The sequence below is a fragment of the Paenalcaligenes sp. GW821-LYS-B07-1 genome (assembly GCF_058803365.1).
This window is the reverse complement of sequence record NZ_CM179516.1, coordinates 3,513,321-3,532,811: the sequence shown is the minus strand read 5'-3', so window position 1 is coordinate 3,532,811 and position 19,491 is coordinate 3,513,321. Positions and strand designations below refer to the sequence as shown.

The 19,491-nt window shown below is 46.8% G+C and carries 17 protein-coding genes and 4 tRNA genes; 16 read left to right on the top strand and 5 right to left on the bottom strand.

From position 1 onward, the window contains the following. The first annotated feature begins 97 nt into the window (after positions 1-97). From lldR to mnmE, 3 genes are all read left to right on the top strand, one after another. A complete protein-coding gene (gene lldR, locus AC3QL0_RS16885) occupies positions 98-868 on the top strand; it encodes a transcriptional regulator LldR (protein WP_493009483.1) in 771 nt (256 codons plus the stop codon). Next, a complete protein-coding gene (gene lldD / locus AC3QL0_RS16880; protein ID WP_493009482.1) occupies positions 865-2,013 on the top strand; it encodes an FMN-dependent L-lactate dehydrogenase LldD in 1,149 nt (382 codons plus the stop codon). The genes lldR and lldD overlap by 4 nt, the downstream gene beginning before the upstream one ends. Positions 2,014-2,098: 85 nt before the next feature. Further along, positions 2,099-3,478 carry a tRNA uridine-5-carboxymethylaminomethyl(34) synthesis GTPase MnmE gene (gene mnmE, locus AC3QL0_RS16875; protein WP_493009481.1) on the top strand — a complete coding sequence of 460 codons (1,380 nt, stop codon included), beginning with the start codon at positions 2,099-2,101 and terminating at the stop codon, positions 3,476-3,478. 56 nt (positions 3,479-3,534) lie between these two features. On the opposite strand, the gene AC3QL0_RS16870 is transcribed toward mnmE, so the two are convergent. Next, positions 3,535-3,750 (bottom strand): hypothetical protein, encoded by a 216-nt coding sequence (locus AC3QL0_RS16870; protein WP_493009480.1) that lies wholly within the window; start codon positions 3,748-3,750, stop codon positions 3,535-3,537. A 571-nt stretch (positions 3,751-4,321) separates the two neighbouring features. On the opposite strand from AC3QL0_RS16870, the gene AC3QL0_RS16865 reads away from it, so the two are divergent. Continuing rightward, positions 4,322-4,864, top strand: a complete 543-nt coding sequence (locus AC3QL0_RS16865; protein WP_493009479.1) for a DUF924 family protein — start codon at positions 4,322-4,324, stop codon at positions 4,862-4,864. Position 4,865: 1 nt separating this feature from the next. Here AC3QL0_RS16865 and AC3QL0_RS16860 read toward each other — a convergent pair whose 3' ends face one another. The 4 genes from AC3QL0_RS16860 to AC3QL0_RS16845 all read right to left on the bottom strand — a co-directional run bounded on the left by AC3QL0_RS16860 (position 4,866) and on the right by AC3QL0_RS16845 (position 10,546). Continuing rightward, a complete protein-coding gene (locus AC3QL0_RS16860; protein WP_493009478.1) occupies positions 4,866-6,260 on the bottom strand; it encodes an MFS transporter in 1,395 nt (464 codons plus the stop codon). Then, positions 6,253-7,116, bottom strand: a complete 864-nt coding sequence (asd, locus tag AC3QL0_RS16855; protein ID WP_493009477.1) for an archaetidylserine decarboxylase — start codon at positions 7,114-7,116, stop codon at positions 6,253-6,255. The genes AC3QL0_RS16860 and asd overlap by 8 nt, the downstream gene beginning before the upstream one ends. Positions 7,117-7,172: 56 nt before the next feature. Then, entirely contained in the window at positions 7,173-8,543 is a 1,371-nt protein-coding gene (locus AC3QL0_RS16850) for a diguanylate cyclase (RefSeq protein WP_135866459.1), read from the bottom strand. Between the two features lie 833 nt (positions 8,544-9,376). After that, positions 9,377-10,546, bottom strand: coding sequence for a methionine aminotransferase (locus tag AC3QL0_RS16845; protein WP_493009476.1), 1,170 nt, complete (start codon positions 10,544-10,546; stop codon positions 9,377-9,379). A 297-nt stretch (positions 10,547-10,843) separates the two neighbouring features. Here AC3QL0_RS16845 and mnmG point away from each other — a divergent pair, with 297 nt between their 5' ends. The 12 genes from mnmG (at position 10,844) to nusG (ending at position 19,472) form a co-directional block, all read left to right on the top strand. Then, positions 10,844-12,772 carry a tRNA uridine-5-carboxymethylaminomethyl(34) synthesis enzyme MnmG gene (gene mnmG / locus AC3QL0_RS16840; RefSeq protein ID WP_493009475.1) on the top strand — a complete coding sequence of 643 codons (1,929 nt, stop codon included), beginning with the start codon at positions 10,844-10,846 and terminating at the stop codon, positions 12,770-12,772. Further along, the gene (gene rsmG / locus AC3QL0_RS16835) at positions 12,772-13,431 is read left to right on the top strand and encodes a 16S rRNA (guanine(527)-N(7))-methyltransferase RsmG (RefSeq protein ID WP_493009474.1); all 660 of its coding nucleotides are present in this window, start codon (positions 12,772-12,774) and stop codon (positions 13,429-13,431) included. The genes mnmG and rsmG overlap by 1 nt, the downstream gene beginning before the upstream one ends. A 2-nt stretch (positions 13,432-13,433) precedes the next feature. Beyond that, the gene (locus tag AC3QL0_RS16830; protein WP_493009473.1) at positions 13,434-14,246 is read left to right on the top strand and encodes a ParA family protein; all 813 of its coding nucleotides are present in this window, start codon (positions 13,434-13,436) and stop codon (positions 14,244-14,246) included. 32 nt (positions 14,247-14,278) lie between these two features. After that, positions 14,279-15,202 (top strand): ParB/RepB/Spo0J family partition protein, encoded by a 924-nt coding sequence (locus AC3QL0_RS16825; protein ID WP_493009472.1) that lies wholly within the window; start codon positions 14,279-14,281, stop codon positions 15,200-15,202. A gap of 81 nt (positions 15,203-15,283) precedes the next feature. Then, entirely contained in the window at positions 15,284-16,609 is a 1,326-nt protein-coding gene (locus AC3QL0_RS16820; RefSeq protein ID WP_493009471.1) for a short-chain fatty acid transporter, read from the top strand. Positions 16,610-16,795: 186 nt separating this feature from the next. Continuing rightward, a tRNA-Tyr gene (locus AC3QL0_RS16815) sits at positions 16,796-16,881 on the top strand. 51 nt (positions 16,882-16,932) lie between these two features. Further along, positions 16,933-17,006 (top strand) — tRNA-Gly (locus AC3QL0_RS16810). Positions 17,007-17,032: 26 nt separating this feature from the next. Beyond that, a tRNA-Thr gene (locus AC3QL0_RS16805) sits at positions 17,033-17,107 on the top strand. 45 nt (positions 17,108-17,152) lie between these two features. Further along, positions 17,153-18,343 carry an elongation factor Tu gene (gene tuf / locus AC3QL0_RS16800; RefSeq protein ID WP_493009462.1) on the top strand — a complete coding sequence of 397 codons (1,191 nt, stop codon included), beginning with the start codon at positions 17,153-17,155 and terminating at the stop codon, positions 18,341-18,343. Positions 18,344-18,429: 86 nt separating this feature from the next. Beyond that, a tRNA-Trp gene (locus AC3QL0_RS16795) sits at positions 18,430-18,505 on the top strand. Positions 18,506-18,548: 43 nt separating this feature from the next. Next, positions 18,549-18,929: a preprotein translocase subunit SecE gene (secE, locus tag AC3QL0_RS16790; protein WP_135867103.1), complete on the top strand. Its 381-nt coding sequence runs from the start codon at positions 18,549-18,551 to the stop codon at positions 18,927-18,929. Positions 18,930-18,938: 9 nt separating this feature from the next. Further along, positions 18,939-19,472, top strand: coding sequence for a transcription termination/antitermination protein NusG (gene nusG / locus AC3QL0_RS16785; protein WP_430221970.1), 534 nt, complete (start codon positions 18,939-18,941; stop codon positions 19,470-19,472). The last annotated feature ends 19 nt before the right edge of the window (positions 19,473-19,491 follow it).

The following is a 19,491-nucleotide window of genomic DNA, read 5'->3' as shown; positions in this document are numbered from 1 at the left end:
ACCCTTGTAGGGATACACAAATCCGTACAAACGTTATAATCTGGTATTACCAAAATAAACAAACTACGCCACATTTCCACTATTCTGGGCCCACAAGATGTCCACTCCTTTGCGCCTGTCTGACCAGATAGCACAACAAATACAACAACTGATACAGGATCAACAGTTAAAGCCAGGCGAGCGTTTGCCCGCTGAACGCGTATTGGCGGCACAGTTAAATGTGTCCCGCCCGCCCATTCGTGAAGCCATCCGTACACTGGCCAGCCAAGGCCTATTAGCCACTCGTCCAGGCGGCGGTACTTTTGTGCTGTCACCCATACAAGATTGGCCAGAAAAAAACTTATTACCCTTGGCACAATTGGTCGTGGCTGACCCAGCCTATAACTACGACATGCTGGAAGCCCGCCACGCACTAGAGAGTAGTACCGCGTGGTATGCCGCTTTACGCGCTACTGACCAAGACAAAGCCAACATACAGCGCTGTTTTGACAGCATGGTGAATTACCAGCAGCAAGGTGATGCCGAGCAATCCTCGCGCGCCGATGCTCGCTTTCACATGTCTATTGCCGAAGCCTCTCACAACATTGTGCTTATACAGTTCATGCGCGGGCTATTTGATGTGCTGCTCTCTGTGGTTAGCCAAAGCCGCAATACCATGTTCCAAAGTTCGCAGCCTAATGTGCTTAAAAACCTGACGCACCAGCATGAAAGCCTCATGAATGCCATTTTGGCTGGTGATCCAGAACAAGCTAAACACGCTATTAGTCAGCACTTGCACTATGTACAAGACACCATTCGCGAAAACGACGACAACCTGGCTCGTCGCCAGCGCTTAACCCGTTTCTCTCTTCCGGACCCGCTACTATGATTATTTCTGCTGCTACCGACTACAGAGAAGCCGCTAAAAAACGGCTCCCTCCCTTTCTGTTTCACTATGCCGATGGTGGTGCATATGCGGAACACACATTGCGTCGTAACGTAGAAGACTTGTCGGATGTTGCCCTGCGTCAGCGGGTACTCAAAGACATGTCTAATCTAGATTTGAGTACTGAGTTATTTGGTGAATCCCTGTCCATGCCGGTGGTGCTCGCCCCCGTAGGCTTAACGGGCATGTTTGCACGACGTGGCGAGGTACAAGCCGCCCGCGCCGCCGACGCCCACGGTATTCCATTTACCCTGTCTACGGTATCTGTTTGCCCCATAGAAGAAGTCACCCCAGCGATTAATCGCCCTATGTGGTTTCAGTTGTATGTGCTGCGCGATCGTGGGTTCATGAAAAACGCCTTAGAACGTGCTCAAGCTGCAGGCTGCAGCACTTTGGTATTCACGGTAGATATGCCGGTACCTGGTGCGCGCTACCGCGATGCGCACTCCGGTATGAGTGGCCCTAATGCCGCCATGCGCCGTTACTGGCAAGCCGTCACCCACCCTCAGTGGTCATGGGATGTAGGCCTAAACGGTAAGCCTCACGATTTAGGTAACGTGTCCGCCTACTTAGGTAAGAAGATTGGCCTAGAAGATTACATAGGTTGGTTAGGCAATAACTTTGATCCTTCCATTTCATGGAAAGACCTAGAATGGATTCGTGATTTCTGGAAAGGCCCCATGATCATCAAAGGCATTCTGGATCCTGATGATGCTCGCGATGCGGTACGCTTTGGTGCCGACGGTATTGTGGTGTCTAACCACGGTGGCCGTCAGTTGGATGGCGTATTGTCATCCGCCCGTGCATTGCCTGCTATTGCCGATGCCGTCAAAGGCGACCTAAAAATTCTAGCTGATTCGGGTATCCGTACTGGGCTAGATGTAGTGCGCATGATGGCACTGGGTGCTGATGCGGTGATGATTGGCCGTGCATTCTTGTACGCACTGTCTACCGCCGGTGAAGCAGGGGTACGCAACCTGCTGCAATTGATAGAAAAAGAAATGCGCGTAGCCATGACGCTAACTAGCACACGCAGCATTGCAGATATCTCTACCAATATGCTGGTGCAGGCTAGCGCACAACAATAACCGCATCCTCGCCCCCATCACGCATACAGCGATGGGGGCGGGTGGCTTACAATAACGATGTTTTCAGCCGTTTTGTGTGCCACTTATGTCCTATACCTCCCATTCCCCCATTGTCGCTATCGCCACAGCTCCTGGCCGAGGCGGCATCGGTGTTATTCGCGTATCCGGCCCACAACTGCGTGCCTTTACTCAAGCATTGCTGAATACCGAACTTAAAACCCGTCATGCGCACTACATCCCTTTCAACGACGCAGAAGGGCAAAGCATAGACGAAGGCATAGCCCTGTTCTTCGCTGCGCCTAACTCGTACACCGGCGAAGACGTACTAGAGCTACAAGGTCACGGCGGCCCAGCGGTATTACGTCGCGTACTAGAACGTTGCTTAGAAGTAGGTAAAGAATACGGTTTACGCCTGGCTGAGCCGGGTGAGTTCACGCAACGTGCATTCTTAAATGACCGCATGGACTTGGCGCAAGCCGAAGCGGTCGCTGACCTGATCAATGCCTCATCAAGTGCTGCAGCAAAAAGTGCGATGGCATCGTTGTCGGGGGCGTTCTCACAGCATGTGAACGAGTTGGCCGATAAGCTGGTACATCTACGCATGTTGGTAGAAGCCACCTTAGACTTCCCCGAAGAAGAAATAGACTTCCTAGAAAAATACCAAGCGGCAGCACAGCTACAAACCATACAACAAACACTACACGACCTAATGCGCCAAGCCAAACAAGGTATGGTCTTACGCGATGGTTTGCACGTAGTGTTAGCAGGGCAGCCCAACGTGGGTAAATCCAGTTTGCTGAATGCGCTGGCAGGCGACGACATTGCTATCGTGACCGATATTGCCGGAACCACCCGCGATCGCGTGACACAACTGATTCACTTAGACGGTGTGCCTATTCATATTGTGGATACTGCTGGTCTACGTGAAACAGAAGATACCGTAGAGAGCATTGGTATTGAGCGTAGCTGGGCTGAAATCGCCAAAGCTAACGTGATTTTGCATCTACACGATGCCAGACAACCCAACGATCAGCTTGATGATGCCATCACCGCACGCTTGCCTACTGACGTACCTATCTTGAACGTCTACAACAAGTGCGATCTGTTAGACGACACAGCCTCTGCAGCGTTACCTGAACACAATCCACAAGCCCGCACCTTGCATATCTCAGCCAAGAAAGGGCAGGGCTTAGATAACCTACGTAGCGCACTGCTAGACATAGCAGGGTGGACCGGGGGCGGTGAATCTCCGTGGTTGGCTCGTGAACGCCATCTACGCGCACTGGAAAACAGCAACGAACACCTTAGCATTGCAGCACAACATGCTTCACACAGTGATCAGGTATTGGATCTGTTCGCAGAGGAACTGCGCTTAGCACATGAGTCGCTAAGCTCTATTACCGGTGAGTTCACTAGCGACGACTTATTGGGCGAAATTTTTTCTAGCTTCTGTATTGGGAAGTAATTCCTACACAAGCATTGTCGTGCTCTATGTAGGAGGCATGACTAATAAGCCCCCAACTAGCGCCCTTTACTTGTACATCGCAATACAGCCCCTACCACCATCAATCCGCCCCCTGTCCCATAAAGCGGAAACCAACGCGCCCACCATGTGGTAGAAAACAAGGTTTCACCATGCTGCACGTCTGCAGACACGCTACTGTAGATATTTAGGCCAAGGGTAATCAGCAGCAAAATGAAGCCTATAAGTAGCAACTGAGTAGAAAGTTTAGACATGGTGAGCGCTGCATCAAAAAAGTAAGAGCTGGGGCGTTTTACGTAAATCCTAGCAGTACAACACGACTCTCGTCGTCGCTTTGCTTTTTCGCACGAAAAAGTTACACGTTTACCGCTATTGTCACAAACCCGTCATAGTAGCGATTACACATATTCCAAATACATGGCTCCCACGCCAAAATACGGCTTTTTATAATTAACATCGGGAATATGTAACGCTTTGTCTGTTTACTGCCGTGTTTTTTCTAAATCCTGTACAGCTGTTTCCGAGCTGAAATTTACTTTGTCCAAGCGTATCACCCCATAACTACTGTTACACCTAGCAAACACATGTAGTAGGCATAATGGAAACATGAAAAGTAATGATATTGACGCTAAGCCATTAAAGACATTAAAGATATTTACCGATGGTTTACGCCTCAAACGTTTTAGCCCTATCGTATGAAGATAATGTTTACTATGGCATGAACAGCCTTCCGTGCAGGCCTATAACATAGTTTTTCAGCTTGTAAATACCCAAAATTAGGTACTGTGCTAGGATTTCTTATGTCCATCCATTCAGGAGAACCCTATGTCCGCCATTGCTCATGATGATGTTCTAGCATTTTGGTCGGAAAACGAAGATCACTGGTTTAATAAAAGTACCGAATTTGACCGTGAGTTTCATCACCATTGCCAAGCCCTGCACTGGCAAGCGGCTCGTCGCGAATTGGAAAGCTGGATTCAGTATGATGACAGCGGTTTAGCGTTACTGATCTTGCTGGATCAGTTCCCACGCAACTGCTTTAGAGAAAGTGGTCACATGTATGCCACCGATGGTTTAGCCCGTCACTACGCTCGATTACTGGTAGAAAGAAAAGGTGACCTCACCTTGCCACAAGAACTGAGAGTGTTCTGCTATCTGCCTTTTACACACTCTGAAAACCTAGAAGATCAGGATCTGGCCGTGCGCCTAAACGAACGAGGAAAAACAGGCGAAGGGTTGGAGTTTGCTCACCACCATCGTGAGATCGTTCAACGCTTTGGCCGTTTCCCTCATCGCAACACTATTCTGGGTCGAGACTCTACCCCTGAAGAAATAGAGTACATAAAAGAAGGTGGGTTTAGCGGTTAAATCAGTGCTTGGCCAAGCCTTTGTAAATCAGCCATACTGTTAACAAAGGGCCAATACTTAGTACGCTAAACAGTACAACGGAAGCCTGGCGCGCACCTTCGAAGCCGCCGGGCTCCACAAAGCCAGCCAAGTTAGTCAGCATACCGGCAAATGCGCCCCCAAGAGCCAACGCATACAATTGCACCGTGATAATGGCAGAAGACGCAATGTTTTCCTGACCTTTAGGTGCTGCTTGGTACACGCGAGTCAACACGTGCGGCCAACACACACCAATACCACCGCCTACTGCCATCAGCGGTATCAACAAGAAGTACATCGTGCTGCTGTCACCAAAGCCCATAGGCATCATGATGGCAAGGCCTAACAAACCACACCCCGACACCAATGGCCCGAATTGCATATAACGCTGTGTAGTGGCGGGCGAACGGCCTGCACTCAAGAAAGATCCTGCGGTCCACGAAAAAGACAATGACGCCATGAAATAACCAGCAACCAGAGGGCTTTGATGGTGTATGGTCTGCAAGAAATAGGGGATGAATACCTCTACCGTAATCGCCAAGCTTAACAGCGCTACACAGCCGTATAGGACAGCCAAAATGCCACCCCATTGGTATGTACCATGTGGCAATAGATTGGCATCGCTGTGCTTGTCTGCGCGTCCTGTGAATACGCTTAGCATCACTGCTACTAACAAGCCTGCTGCATTGACCATCCAACTCACAGACAAACTAGCCCACGACACACACAGTACTGATATAGCCAACACTAGCAATTTGCCCATAGGCACTTTCAGTTTTTTGCTGTCTTGCGATTTCCCCGCTTCAATCTGGGTACATACTAAGAACATCAGCAAAGCAATAACGGGGATCACTGACCAAAACGCCAACCGCCAATGCCCACTTTCTGCAAAGACACCACCAATGGTAGGCCCTATCAGGGTAGATACACCCCACATACTAGAAACCAGCACCATGGCGCGGGGCCATAATACTTCGGGAAACACTAAACGTACGGCGGAATAACACAGGCCTAATAAGAAGCCCCCACCTAAGCCTTGCACGGTACGGCCCACGAGCATAGCCGGCATAGAAAATGCCAATGCACAGACAATAGTCCCCACCATAAAGACCAGCATGGCAACCACAAATGCGTGGCGCAGCCCCACTAACTCCAATAACTTAGGTGATAGGACAGAACCAATGATGGATGCCATGACAAACAAGGTCATGTTCCACGTGTAATACGACAACCCACCAATGTCGGCCACCACCGATGGCAAAATAGTGGTCACCAAATACACATTAATAGCGTGCAGCGCTACGCCGCCGGCTAAAGCCACGGAGCGCAAACCATTACGCCCCCGTAGCAATGCGGCCCACGAATTTTTTTCAATCATGATTATTCAGTGTGCAGTAAGAGCCCATGCTTTGGCCCATGCAGATTTTTCCGGTAGCGGACCAGTCTGAATCGAATTGGTAGGTGTTTTCGGGAAAGAGTAGTACAACAGTAGAACCCAATAAGAAACGTCCCATTTCTTCGCCTTGCTGCAAAATGATCTGTTGATCGTCATACTGCCAATGCACAACCTCACCATAACGCGGTGGGTTAACTTGGCCGTGCCACACGGTGCTCATGCTCCCCACGATGGTGGCCCCTACTAATACCATCACAAATGGACCTCGTTCGGAGTCAAACACACACACCACACGTTCATTACGAGCAAACAAACCAGGTACATTACGAGCGGTTAATGGGTTCACGGAGAACAAGTCGCCAGGTACGTAAGTCATTGTACGTAAGCGGCCGGTGCAGGGCATATGAATACGGTGATAATCCTTAGGGCTCAGGTATAACGTTGCGAACAACCCGTTTTCAAATACGCTCGCTAACGTAGCATCACCCGCTAACAGCGTTTGTGCAGAATAATCATGACCCTTGGCTTGGAAAATCTGCTGTGCCTGAATCTTACCCAACTGACTAATAGCGCCATCCACAGGACTCACTAAGGCGGATTGTGCAATAGGGCGCACACCGGCTTTGAGTTCTCGAGTAAAAAAATCATTAAACGTCGCATAGGCAGCGGCGTTCGGCTGACTCGCCTCGCTCATGTCCACCTTGTACCGTTTAATGAACCACTCAATCGCTCGCGTCGTTAAGCCTCCACCAGGGTGAGCAGCTAACTTACCCACAGCCTGTGTTAACAAGCGTTTAGGCAATAAATACTGTAGCCAAATGGCCAGACGTTCTACCATGTTTATACACATTCAAAAGAGTTGGGACACACTAAAAGATGTCCACAATGTATTGCTTAAGTCATCAACTCAATACGATTACGCCCGGCATGTTTAGCTTGATACAAGGCTTTATCCACACGCCTGAGCGTAGGAGTATAGTCGGGATGACCATCATAAAGCGCTAAACCCATACTTGCCGTTAGGTTCAACTCATGGCCAAAAGGCAGGATAAATTTTTCTCGCTGTATGCGCTCGCTAATTTTTTTGGCGATACGCAAAGCAGTGTCCACGTTCACATCCACAAGCAGAACAAGAAATTCCTCGCCACCCAAGCGGAAAATATAATCGCCCGCACGGCATTGTGCATTCAATAATTCGGCGAATTGGCGCAATACAGCATCGCCAGACTCATGACCATACTCATCATTTACACGCTTGAAGTGATCCAAGTCTATGGATAACAAAGCAAATTTCACGCCTCTACGCCGTGAATAAGCCACTTCTCTGCCCAAAACCACTGGCAAATATTTACGTCCCAGTAACTTGGTCAGTGTGTCACGCCCTGCTTCTACTTCATTTTGCTGTTCAAACAGCAAATCCATACTCAGTAGAATCAAACGCGTTTGGGTACGTAGTTCACGTAAAACATCTAACTGGTTCGCCGAGTTAGCCTGTGTAAAACGAGGGAGTACTTCTTGATCAATGTGCTCCATCGTGTTCTGTATAACTTGAGTTTCCTTGAGGTTCTCAAATGCATGAGCTCCTTTATGGTGAAACCACAGCCCAAACTCTGAGCTATTGATGGTGGATAACTGTTTATCCACCATGCCTGTGGCTAACTCAAACATCAGATTGTTTTCCCAGTCTAACAATGCCGCTCGCTGACGCCCCCGCTCTGCAGCAGAGTTATGCACAGCTGCAAATACTCTATAGGACTCTTCCGCTCTGGATTTTCTGTCGTACGATGCCGCGTAGGCACGGCTCATAAACTCAATAGCAATGTCTATGGATTCAGCGATAAATTGCTGCGCCGCCATCTTATCTATCAATTCTAAGCTTGGCTCTTCTTGAACAATTTCAAAAAATCGTTCTTTCAATAGCCTAGCGCCACTTAAGACCAGATACAACGGTAGATCTATACGAGCGTGTACATCACCAACTTGGCGCTGTAACTCAACTAACGCCACAAAATCATCGTCGGGAGCGACCGAAAAAAGCTCACTTAGCCATTTTTGCAGAGAACGAGACAATCTTTTCTGCACTTCATCATGGCTTAAGAACACGTTTGCCGCCTGGTCATTCAGCAAGCTGGCATAAAAATACGACGCCAGTAGCTCTTTATGGCTGTTTGCCGCTTCTTTCACATAACAGCGAATGTGCTCAGGAATTTTTTTAAGAGCTTTTTGCCAGTCAGAGGCAAGGCGGTAGACCGCGACATTAGACATGCTAATACAACATCAAGTAAGAAAAACTGCTGGTATGCAGCGAGTATATCTTGCACATGTTGATCTAAACAATGTCGCTGCAAGGCTCTTGAGGAACAAGGCCTGTGGATAGTTGCAGGGGAAGTGCTTGTGGATAAGTTGTGGAGTGAAAAGGCTTAACTTGGGTCTGAAACTTATACACAAAAATTATCCAGAAACCATCCTCAACAAAACGCTCAGCCATCAACAAGCAAAAATATAGGTTAAAGCGTTGAATAATCAGGCTTTCAAGCGATTGTACCACTTATCCACAGACACCCATTATTAATCATCTATAGATATATATGATAGTTAACAACATCAATAGGAAAGAGCTGCCGAACTTTTTTTTGAAAGCATCCTTTTGACAACAGTTTTTCAAGATGGTCTTTACTGAAAACCTAACGTTGTTTTAGGTACACGTGACTGCAAATATATTTTCTGTGGATAAGCCCTAGAGCGAGGACTTGAGGATTAGTTGTGGATGATTGTTGGATAACCTGACTGTTTACAGAGATCCTTATTTTTATGCCCAATCTATACACCTAGACTTATGCAGTTTTGCCTGTGGTGGAAAACTCTGTAGAAGTGCATAGAATAAGGGCTACACAGAGTTATCCTAGTTATCCACACCCCTTATACTAACTACCAAATATATATAAATATTAGTGAATAACTACTAACATCATGCACTCTTTGCACAGGCCAAAGCAGCCTTGTCTTTTGCTATTTGCTTCCTTACACTTGAAGCCTGTGCATAAAAAATCCCCTACCAAAAACTTGATAGGGGACGATGTGAATGAACTGTGGAAGGATTATTTCTTAGGTAAACGCTCTAAGGCTGTAGCTAAGGTTTGCCCTTGTTTTGCAAAACAGAATCGTATGAGATTTTGGTTTGCTTCTTTAGATTCAGGATTTCGATAAAACGCTGAAACAGGTATCACCCCTACACCATATTCGGTGGTTAACCATTTGCTGAACTCGAGTTCAGATTTGTCAGACCATCCCTCATATGAAGCCAATAAGAAAAATGTGCCTTCACTTTTGTAGGGAGTAAATGGAGTATTACGTAACCCTTGGTACAACTGATCACGTTTTTGTTGATAAAAGTTAGGCAGGTCTAAATAGGTATTAGTATCACGCATGTACACAGCTAAACCTACTTGCAACGGGGTAGGTACAGAAAACACTGAAAACTGGTGGATTTTTTGAATTTCAGTATTTAACTCTGGCGGAGCTAAACAGTAGCCTATCTTCCAACCTGTAGCACTAAACGTTTTACCAAATGAAGAAACAATGATGGAATTTTTCTTCAGTGCAGGCCTAGTAGCCATGCTTAAGTGTTTAGCTCCATCAAAAACCAGGTGTTCATACACCTCGTCTGACAAAATCAAAATATTCCACTTAGCGACAATTTTTTCTAAAGCGTCTAAGTCTTCTGGTTTCAGTATGGCACCAGTAGGGTTATGAGGCGTATTGATAATTAACATACGCGTCTTATTGGTGATGGCTTTTTCTACTTTGTCCCAATCAATGCTGAAACTTTGTTCAGATGTACTTGGGGCTTCCATAGAAACAGGAACTGCAATACCCCCCGCCAATTTAATGACAGGCAAGTACAAATCATAAAATGGCTCAATGACGACCACTTCATCATTGGGATGTACAAAAGCAAGAATGCTGCTCATTAGTGCTTCACTTGCACCGCTGGTCACTGTCACTTCTGTATTAGGGTCATAGTCAGAACCATAAAGAAGCTGTGTTTTTTCTGTGATGGCTTTTTTCAGTAGAGGATGACCACTCATGGGCGAGTATTGGTTGTAGCCTTGAAGCATTGCCTCATAGACATCATCCAATAATGCTTTATCTGTATTGAAGTCTGGGAAACCTTGCCCAAGATTGATAGCTTGATGGTCTGTTGCTAGCTGACTCATCACAGTAAAAATAGTCACTCCCACATCTGGGAGTTTAGAGACGATATTCATTTTGTATGCACTAGAAAATTTGTTATCAAAATCTTAAGCGATCTGCTGCCTACACATTGTTATAACTATATGCGCTAAACATGAGTCCTACATCGGGAGAGGATGTAGTGTGGGCAAAGTACATCTGTACAACCAATGAGTGTTTCACGTGGAACACTTTTTTGTTTTATGTTCCACGTGAAACATTGTGGTAGATGCGTACAAATTTAAAGATACTGCAAGTAAAAAGGTTTTTGAAACAAAATAAGCAATACGCAGTCGTATAATGATCTTTTACGTTTTTTTGTAGATACAAGAATGATTTATCCAGACGAATTTGATGTGATCGTCGTTGGTGGTGGCCACGCTGGAACAGAAGCCGCATTGGCTGCTGCTAGGATGGGGGCTTCTACACTCTTACTCACACATAACATGGACACGTTGGGTCAAATGTCATGCAATCCTTCTATTGGTGGGATTGGCAAAGGGCATTTGGTAAAAGAGGTAGATGCTTTAGGTGGGGCAATGGCACTGGCCACTGATAAAGCTGGGATTCAATTTAGGATTCTGAATCAGTCTAAAGGTCCAGCTGTGCGAGCTACCCGTGCGCAAGCCGATCGTTCTTTGTACAGGTCTGCCATTCGTCAGATGGTGCAGCATCAAAAAAACCTAATGGTATTCCAACAGCCTGTGGATGACTTGATCCTAGAAGGGGATAAAGTTGTAGGTGCTATTACGCAGATTGGCGTTAGGTTTAAAGCCAAGGCAGTAGTACTAACTGCGGGTACATTTTTGAATGGTCGTATACACGTAGGGTTGGAAAATTACTCCGGTGGTAGAGCAGGAGATCCTCCAGCGATTACATTAGCCGAACGTCTAAAAGAATTGAAACTACCACAAGGTAGATTAAAGACAGGTACACCTCCACGTATTGATGCAACCACCATTAACTTTTCCCAATTGGAAGAGCAGCATGGTGATACCAATCCTGTGCCGGTATTTTCGTTTATGGGTAATGCCGCTATGCACCCAAAACAATTGCCATGCTGGATTACGCACACCAATGCCAAAACACATGACATTATCCGTTCGGGTTTAGACCGTTCACCTATGTATAGTCCTGAAGGTACTATCGAAGGTGTAGGCCCAAGGTACTGTCCTTCTATCGAAGACAAAATTCACAAGTTTGCTGACAAGTCTAGCCATCAAGTATTTTTGGAACCTGAAGGTTTTACAAGTACAGAAATTTATCCTAATGGGATATCCACAAGCCTGCCGTTTGATATTCAGCTAGGAATTGTCCACAGTCTCCCCGGTTTGGAAAACGCTAGAATTCTGCGCCCTGGTTATGCCATCGAGTATGATTACTTTGATCCACGTGCATTGAAACCCACATTGGAAACCAAAGCGATTCGTGGTTTGTTCTTTGCTGGTCAAATTAACGGTACAACTGGATACGAAGAAGCTGCGGCTCAAGGTTTGTTGGCGGCATTAAATGCAGTGCAATTAATCCGTGGTCTAGATGGGTGGACACCACAACGGAGCGAAGCCTACATAGGTGTGTTGGTCGACGACTTGATTACCCGCGGTGTGACTGAGCCTTACCGTATGTTTACCTCGCGCGCTGAATACAGACTAAGTTTGCGTGAAGATAACGCGGATCAGCGATTGACTGAGACGGGTAGAAAGTTAGGGCTGATTGATGACGCGCGTTGGGATGCTTTCAATCGTAAGCGTGATGCGTTGGCTCAAGAAATTGAACGACTACGTGGAACGTGGGTTAACCCCAGACTTGTTCCACGTGAAACATTGAGCGAAGTCTTAGGGAAAGGCATAGAGCGTGAGTACAATCTTTATGATTTGTTGAAACGCCCTGAAGTACGCTATGAATCCTTACTGCAGTTAGTCAGCGTAGATCAAGAACGTATTTTGCAAGACAATCCTGAACTTGATGAAGAGCTGCGTCATCAAGTAGAGATTGAAGTGAAGTATGCCGGTTACGTGACTAGACAGAAAATCGAAATTGAAAGACAAGCAGGTTTTGAAAACCAGCCTATCCCTGAGGATATGGACTATAGTTTGGTCAAAGGCCTGTCTAACGAGGCATTGGCAAAATTCAATGCAGCGAAGCCAACCACTGTAGGCCAAGCTAGCCGTATTTCTGGCATTACGCCAGCGGCAGTCTCTTTGTTATTGGTATATTTGAAACGGCACTCGCTTGCCAAACATTTAAGTAAACAGTCGTAATGGATTTCTCTCAAAGGCTGCTCTCAGCCTGTAATGCGCTAGACGTAGCATTGAGTGAAGCGCAGCAAGAAAAATTGCTGCGTTACATCGCTCAATTGCAGCGTTGGAATAAAACTTATAATTTGACTGCTTTGCGTGATCCAGAGCAGATGTTGATTCAGCATATATTTGATAGTCTCTCAGTAGTACCTGCGATGACGCGGTATATGGAACAACAAAAAAAAGAATCACTGCGTATTGTAGACGTGGGTGCCGGTGCTGGTTTGCCAGGGGTAGTGTTGGCTGTGGCGAGTTCCACGTGGAACATTACCTGTGTAGATGCTGTGGAAAAGAAAATGGCATTTGTGCGTCAAATGTCTGCTGTGTTGGAATTGCCCAATCTGACAGCTACTCATAGGCGTGTAGAAGTAGGGGATTGCTATGAGGCCGACGTGGTTATTTCACGCGCTTTTGCATCCTTGACTGATTTTGTCACATTGGCAGGTCGTCATGTGTCCGCACAGGGTTGTATCATGGCGATGAAGGGAAAACAGCCGGAAGAGGAAATCAACCAATTGGAACAAGAAACCGATTGGGTGGTAGAGACAATAGAAGCGTTAGACGTTCCTGAATTGGACGCCCAGCGTTGTTTAGTTTATTTAAAACGTAAAGGGTCTTGAGCATGTCTGTTGCTTCTGCCAAAAAAGAAAAAGCCTCCGTCTTTTGTATTGCGAACCAAAAGGGCGGCGTAGGAAAAACAACGACAGCGATTAATCTAGCGGCAGCCTTGGCTGCTCTGAAGAAAAAAGTGCTGTTAATAGACTTGGATCCTCAAGGAAACGCTACGATGGGCAGTGGCGTTGATAAAAATGCAGCTGACATCAATATTTACCAGGTATTGATAGGCCAAAACAAGGTCTCTGAAGCAAAAAAACGTTCAGAATCAGGTGGTTACGATGTTTTGCCGGCCAATAGAGAGCTCTCTGGTGCCGAAATCGACCTCGTTCAGATGCAAGAGCGTGAGCAACAACTAAAAAAAGCATTGCAAGAGTCCTCTGAAGACTACGACATCATTTTGATTGATTGCCCGCCAACGCTTTCGTTGTTGACGTTAAATGGTTTGGTCAGTGCACATGGTGTGATTATTCCCATGCAGTGTGAGTACTTTGCCTTAGAAGGTCTGTCTGACCTGGTGAACACCATTAAGCGTGTGTATCGCAACATTAATCCTGAGCTGCAGCTTATTGGGTTATTGCGTGTGATGTTTGATGCTCGCGTGACGCTGCAACAGCAGGTCTCAGCGCAAATTGAAGCGCACTTTGGTGACAGGGTATTCAAAACAGTTATTCCGCGCAATGTGCGGCTTGCTGAGGCTCCTAGTCACGGTATGCCTGGTACTGTGTACGACAAAAACTCACGTGGCGCTAAAGCATACGTAGAGTTCGGCAAAGAACTAGTGAAGCAGCTGAAGAAAAGCGCAAAAAGTGCTGCGTAATATTAGGTTGATAAAGAATAAAAGGATTCATCATGGCAACACGTAAGCCTAAAGGGCTGGGCAGAGGCCTGGATGCATTACTGGGTGAAGATGCAAATGTGATTGGTAGCCTAGGTAAAGAAGTCAGCACCGCACCGGGTTCTGAACTGTACGTTAAAGAAATGATTGCTGGTAAGTACCAGCCTCGTACACGTATGGATGAAGGTGCCTTAAATGAGTTGGCTGAATCCATTCGTACTCAAGGCATTATGCAACCCATTTTGGTTCGACCTTTAAAAGGCAAACAAAAAGGGAAGTATGAAATTATTGCGGGGGAACGCCGTTTCCGTGCCGCGCAATTAGCTGGCTTAGATAAAGTTCCAGTATTAATACGCGAAGTGGCTGATGAAAATGCTGCCATTATGGCGTTGATCGAAAATATCCAGCGCGAAGACCTAAACCCGCTTGAGGAAGCTCACGGAGTGAAACGGTTGTTGGAAGAGTTTGAAATGACTCATGAGCAAGCTGCTCAAGCCATTGGTAGATCTCGTTCTACTACCACCAATTTGCTACGTTTGCTGAATCTGGCTGAGCCAGTACAAATCATGCTGTTGGCGGGTGATATTGATATGGGGCATGCTCGTAGCATTCTGGCTACTGACCCAGCAACCCAGATCATGTTGGCAAATGAAGTAATTGCTAGGCGCTTATCGGTGCGCGAAACCGAAAAGCTAGTGGCCAAGACGCTGCGTGAAGCAGAAGAAAACGATAAAGATAGTCGTGAATCGCCTTCTACACAAAAAAATGGTGATATTCAACGTGTAGAGCGAGTATTGTCTGAACACTTAGGTACTAAAGTTGTGCTTAAGGTTGGCGCAAAAAATAAAGGCCAATTGCAGATTGCTTTCCACGACTGGGAGCATTTGAATAGTTTGTTGGAAAAACAAGGATTACAACAAATTTTAGATCAAGCTTAACAAGAGACCAAGGGTTATTACTGATAGGCAGAAAAACGGCTAAGGATTGAAATTCGCACAATACTTTTTTGGAGTATCTGAATGTTTAAATCCATTACTCGTTTTTCTGTAAGGCTGGTTGAGCGTTATTTACCAGATCCTTATATCTTTGTTGTAATTCTGACCTTAGTAGCAGGTGTTGCCGCCATGTGGAGTGAAAGTAAAACTCCCATGGAGGTAATCGATATATGGGGTAATGGCTTCTGGGGCTTGCTGTCTTTCACCATGCAAATGCTGTTGGTGTTGATGGCTGGCTACATGCTGGCAAGTACCCCAGCAGTGAAAGCTATTTTGTCGGCGCTTGCTTCGTTGCCACGTAGTCCTGGTGCGGCAATTATTCTGGTTACTTTCGTTGCGCTGATTGCTGACTGGATCAACTGGGGATTTGGTTTGGTGGTGAGTGCTCTTTTTGCTAAAGAAATTGCGAAAAAGGTACGAGTAGACTATCGACTATTAGTGGCAAGTGCTTACTCAGGCTTTATCGTGTGGCATGGTGGTTTGGCAGGTTCGGTACCGCTAACTATCGCTACCGAAGGTCACTTCCAAGCAAGCAAAATCGGCATTATCGGTACTGGCGAAACTATCTTTTCCACATTCAATCTGCTGATTGTTCTGGCACTGTTCATCGTTGTACCGTTGGTTAACCGTTTGATGATGCCTTCTGAGGAAGAAAGCGTATACATCTCACCTGAGCTGTTGGAGCAAGATGCCAAGGCTCAAGAACAAGCAGCAAATGCAGCAGACAACCGTCCTGCAGCACGCTTAGAAAATAGCAGCATTCTCGCGATGTTGATCGGTATTGCCGGCTTGGCATACTTGTTCAACTATTATGTGATCAAACAAGGTGGCTTGAACCTGAACGTGATTAACTTCACTTTCTTGTTCTTGGCTATTGTGTTGCACGGGAATGCTCGTAATTTGCTGAACTCACTGAATGAGGCTGTAAAGGGTGGGGCAGGGATCATTATCCAATTCCCGTTCTACGCTGGGATTATGGCCATCATGGTGGATTCAGGTTTGGCTAAAACCTTGTCTGATTGGTTCGTATCCTTTGCAACGGTAGACAGCTTGCCGTTCTGGACTTTCATGAGTGCGGGTTTGGTGAACATGTTTGTGCCATCCGGTGGTGGTCAGTGGGCTGTACAAGCACCTGTAGTGATTGCCAGCGCACAAGCCTTAGGTGCTGATATGCCTCGCGTAGCGATGGCTGTAGCATGGGGCGATGCATGGACTAATCTGCTGCAACCATTCTGGGCATTGCCCGTATTGGCGATTGCAGGCCTAAAAGCTAAAGACATCATGGGCTTCTGCTTGATCCAGTTGTTTGTCACTGGTGTGATTATCTCTATCGGTCTGACCTACTTCTAAGCGTTTTCTATGCTTTTATGCAGATGGCGGACATAAATGTACAAAATGTCCGCCATTTTTATTGACTTAGCTTTATAGACCGTGCACAATAGCATGCTTCGTATGTGGTAATAACAAGTCACTTAGATTCGTCAGGTGCTTGACTTACATTCTAAACATGTCCATAATACGAAGTTCGCTTTAAACGGTGGGATACCCAAGTGGCTAACGGGGGCAGACTGTAAATCTGTTGGCTTACGCCTACGTAGGTTCGAATCCTACTCCCACCACCATATTTATATGCAAGAGCAACAGGCTTTTGTATGGGTGTAGACGGATCACCTGCGGGTGTAGCTCAATGGTAGAGCAGAAGCCTTCCAAGCTTAAGACGAGGGTTCGATCCCCTTCACCCGCTCCAAGTTTATCGATACTCGATAAAGAAGTGCCCATGTGGCTCAGGGGTAGAGCACTCCCTTGGTAAGGGAGAGGTCACGCGTTCGATTCGCGTCATGGGCACCACAATCATCTCATTATTCTCTGCATTATTCCCTTCAGGAGTCTGCCATGGCTAAAGGCAAGTTTGAACGGACTAAACCGCACGTCAACGTAGGTACAATTGGTCACGTTGACCACGGTAAAACCACTCTGACCGCAGCGATCTGCACGGTTTTGGCAAAAGCATACGGCGGTGAAGCACGTGACTACGCGCAAATCGACGCAGCACCTGAAGAGAAAGCTCGTGGTATTACCATCAGCACCTCTCACGTAGAATACGAAACACCTGCACGTCACTACGCACACGTAGACTGCCCAGGTCACGCTGACTACGTTAAAAACATGATTACTGGTGCAGCGCAGATGGATGGCGCGATTCTGGTAGTGTCCGCAGCTGACGGCCCAATGCCTCAGACACGTGAGCACATCTTGTTGAGCCGTCAGGTTGGTGTTCCTTACATCATCGTGTTCCTGAACAAAGCCGACATGGTTGACGACGAAGAGTTGTTGGAACTGGTAGAAATGGAAGTTCGTGAGCTGTTGTCGAACTACGATTTCCCAGGCGACGACACACCAATCGTTAAAGGTTCCGCTAAGTTGGCACTGGAAGGCGACGAAGGCCCATTGGGTAGCCAAGCAGTATTGGCTTTGGCCGAAGCTCTGGACAGCTACATCCCAACACCAGAACGTGCTGTAGACGGCGCATTCTTGATGCCAGTAGAAGACGTATTCTCCATCTCCGGTCGCGGTACAGTGGTAACTGGCCGTATCGAGCGTGGTATCGTTAAAGTTGGTGAAGAGATCGAGATCGTTGGTATTCGCGACACAGTAAAATCCACATGCACGGGCGTAGAGATGTTCCGTAAATTGTTGGATCAAGGTGAAGCGGGCGATAACGTTGGTGTATTGCTGCGTGGTACTAAACGTGAAGACGTTGAGCGTGGTCAAGTATTGGCTAAACCAGGTTCAATCAAGCCACACACAGACTTCACAGCTGAAGTGTACATTCTGTCCAAAGAAGAAGGCGGTCGTCACACACCATTCTTCAAAGGCTACCGTCCTCAGTTCTACTTCCGTACAACTGACGTAACCGGTACTATCGAACTGCCAGAAGACAAAGAAATGGTTCTGCCAGGCGATAACATTTCCATGACAGTGTCGCTGATTGCGCCTATCGCTATGGAAGAAGGTCTGCGTTTCGCGATTCGCGAAGGTGGCCGTACTGTTGGTGCTGGCGTTGTAGCCAAAATTATTAAATAAAGTAGTAGCCAAAAAGTGCAAAAGAGGGTATTATTCCTCTTTGCACTTATCGGTATGGGTTTCATGCATACCGGTTTTCAAGGTATAGGGGTATAGCTCAATTGGCAGAGCGTCGGTCTCCAAAACCGAAGGTTGAGGGTTCGATTCCTTCTGCCCCTGCCACCCAGTCACTCGTCACACTCTGGTGACGTCTAATCGTCGGATTATGTCGAATACCAACGTAGAAACCGTAAATCGTGGTCCAGAACGTCTAAAGCTGGGCCTTGCAGTGTTAGTGCTCGCTGCTGGCATAGTTGGTTACTCCTTGTTAGAGGGGCAATCCGCTTTTGTACGGGTTGGTGTCTTCGTGGGCGCCCTAATCGTGGCAGCCCTCATTGTGTTCCTAAGCGAAACTGGCAAGCGATTGATTGGTTTTGCTCGCGATTCCTATCAAGAAGTCCGACGCGTACACTGGCCATCTCGTAAAGAAGCTACCCAAATGACAGGTATTGTGTTCCTGTTCGTGACGGTAATGGCTATTCTGCTCTGGTTGATTGATAAAGGCCTTGAGTGGGTCATCTATAGCCTGTTCTTAGGCTGGAAATAAAGGGCACACATGAGCAAACGTTGGTATGTAGTACACGTTTATTCCGGTATGGAAAAAAGTGTGCAGAAAGCGTTGAAAGAGCGGATTGAGCGTGCCGAGCTTGAGCACGCTTTTGGTGATATTCTTATCCCGTCCGAAGAAGTCGTAGAAGTAAAGAACGGCAAAAAAACAATTACTGAGCGACGTATTTTCCCTGGCTATGTGCTGGTGGAAATGGATCTTACCGATGAGACCTGGCACTTGGTGCGTAGCACTAACCGTGTAAGTGGTTTCTTGGGAGGTTCTGGTAACCGTCCGGCACCAATTCCTGAGCGTGAAGTGCGACAAATTATGTCGCAAATGGAAGAGGGCGGCGAGAAGCCACGTCCTAAAACGTTGTTTGAAGTGGGTGAAATGGTGCGTGTTAAAGAAGGCCCATTTGCTGATTTCAATGGCAACGTAGAAGAAGTTAACTACGAAAAAAGCAAGGTTCGTGTTTCGGTTACCATTTTTGGCCGTTCCACACCTGTAGAGCTGGATTTTGACCAAGTCGATAAGACTTGATTTTTAACCCCGGGGAGCT

Coding starts and splice junctions, on each gene's coding strand:
- lldR (WP_493009483.1), top strand. CDS start 98: ATGTCCACTCCTTTGCGCCTGTCTGACCAGATAGCACAACAAATACAA.
- lldD (WP_493009482.1), top strand. CDS start 865: ATGATTATTTCTGCTGCTACCGACTACAGAGAAGCCGCTAAAAAACGG.
- mnmE (WP_493009481.1), top strand. CDS start 2,099: ATGTCCTATACCTCCCATTCCCCCATTGTCGCTATCGCCACAGCTCCT.
- AC3QL0_RS16870 (WP_493009480.1), bottom strand. CDS start 3,750: ATGTCTAAACTTTCTACTCAGTTGCTACTTATAGGCTTCATTTTGCTG.
- AC3QL0_RS16865 (WP_493009479.1), top strand. CDS start 4,322: ATGTCCGCCATTGCTCATGATGATGTTCTAGCATTTTGGTCGGAAAAC.
- AC3QL0_RS16860 (WP_493009478.1), bottom strand. CDS start 6,260: ATGATTGAAAAAAATTCGTGGGCCGCATTGCTACGGGGGCGTAATGGT.
- asd (WP_493009477.1), bottom strand. CDS start 7,116: ATGGTAGAACGTCTGGCCATTTGGCTACAGTATTTATTGCCTAAACGC.
- AC3QL0_RS16850 (WP_135866459.1), bottom strand. CDS start 8,543: ATGTCTAATGTCGCGGTCTACCGCCTTGCCTCTGACTGGCAAAAAGCT.
- AC3QL0_RS16845 (WP_493009476.1), bottom strand. CDS start 10,546: ATGAATATCGTCTCTAAACTCCCAGATGTGGGAGTGACTATTTTTACT.
- mnmG (WP_493009475.1), top strand. CDS start 10,844: ATGATTTATCCAGACGAATTTGATGTGATCGTCGTTGGTGGTGGCCAC.
- rsmG (WP_493009474.1), top strand. CDS start 12,772: ATGGATTTCTCTCAAAGGCTGCTCTCAGCCTGTAATGCGCTAGACGTA.
- AC3QL0_RS16830 (WP_493009473.1), top strand. CDS start 13,434: ATGTCTGTTGCTTCTGCCAAAAAAGAAAAAGCCTCCGTCTTTTGTATT.
- AC3QL0_RS16825 (WP_493009472.1), top strand. CDS start 14,279: ATGGCAACACGTAAGCCTAAAGGGCTGGGCAGAGGCCTGGATGCATTA.
- AC3QL0_RS16820 (WP_493009471.1), top strand. CDS start 15,284: ATGTTTAAATCCATTACTCGTTTTTCTGTAAGGCTGGTTGAGCGTTAT.
- tuf (WP_493009462.1), top strand. CDS start 17,153: ATGGCTAAAGGCAAGTTTGAACGGACTAAACCGCACGTCAACGTAGGT.
- secE (WP_135867103.1), top strand. CDS start 18,549: ATGTCGAATACCAACGTAGAAACCGTAAATCGTGGTCCAGAACGTCTA.
- nusG (WP_430221970.1), top strand. CDS start 18,939: ATGAGCAAACGTTGGTATGTAGTACACGTTTATTCCGGTATGGAAAAA.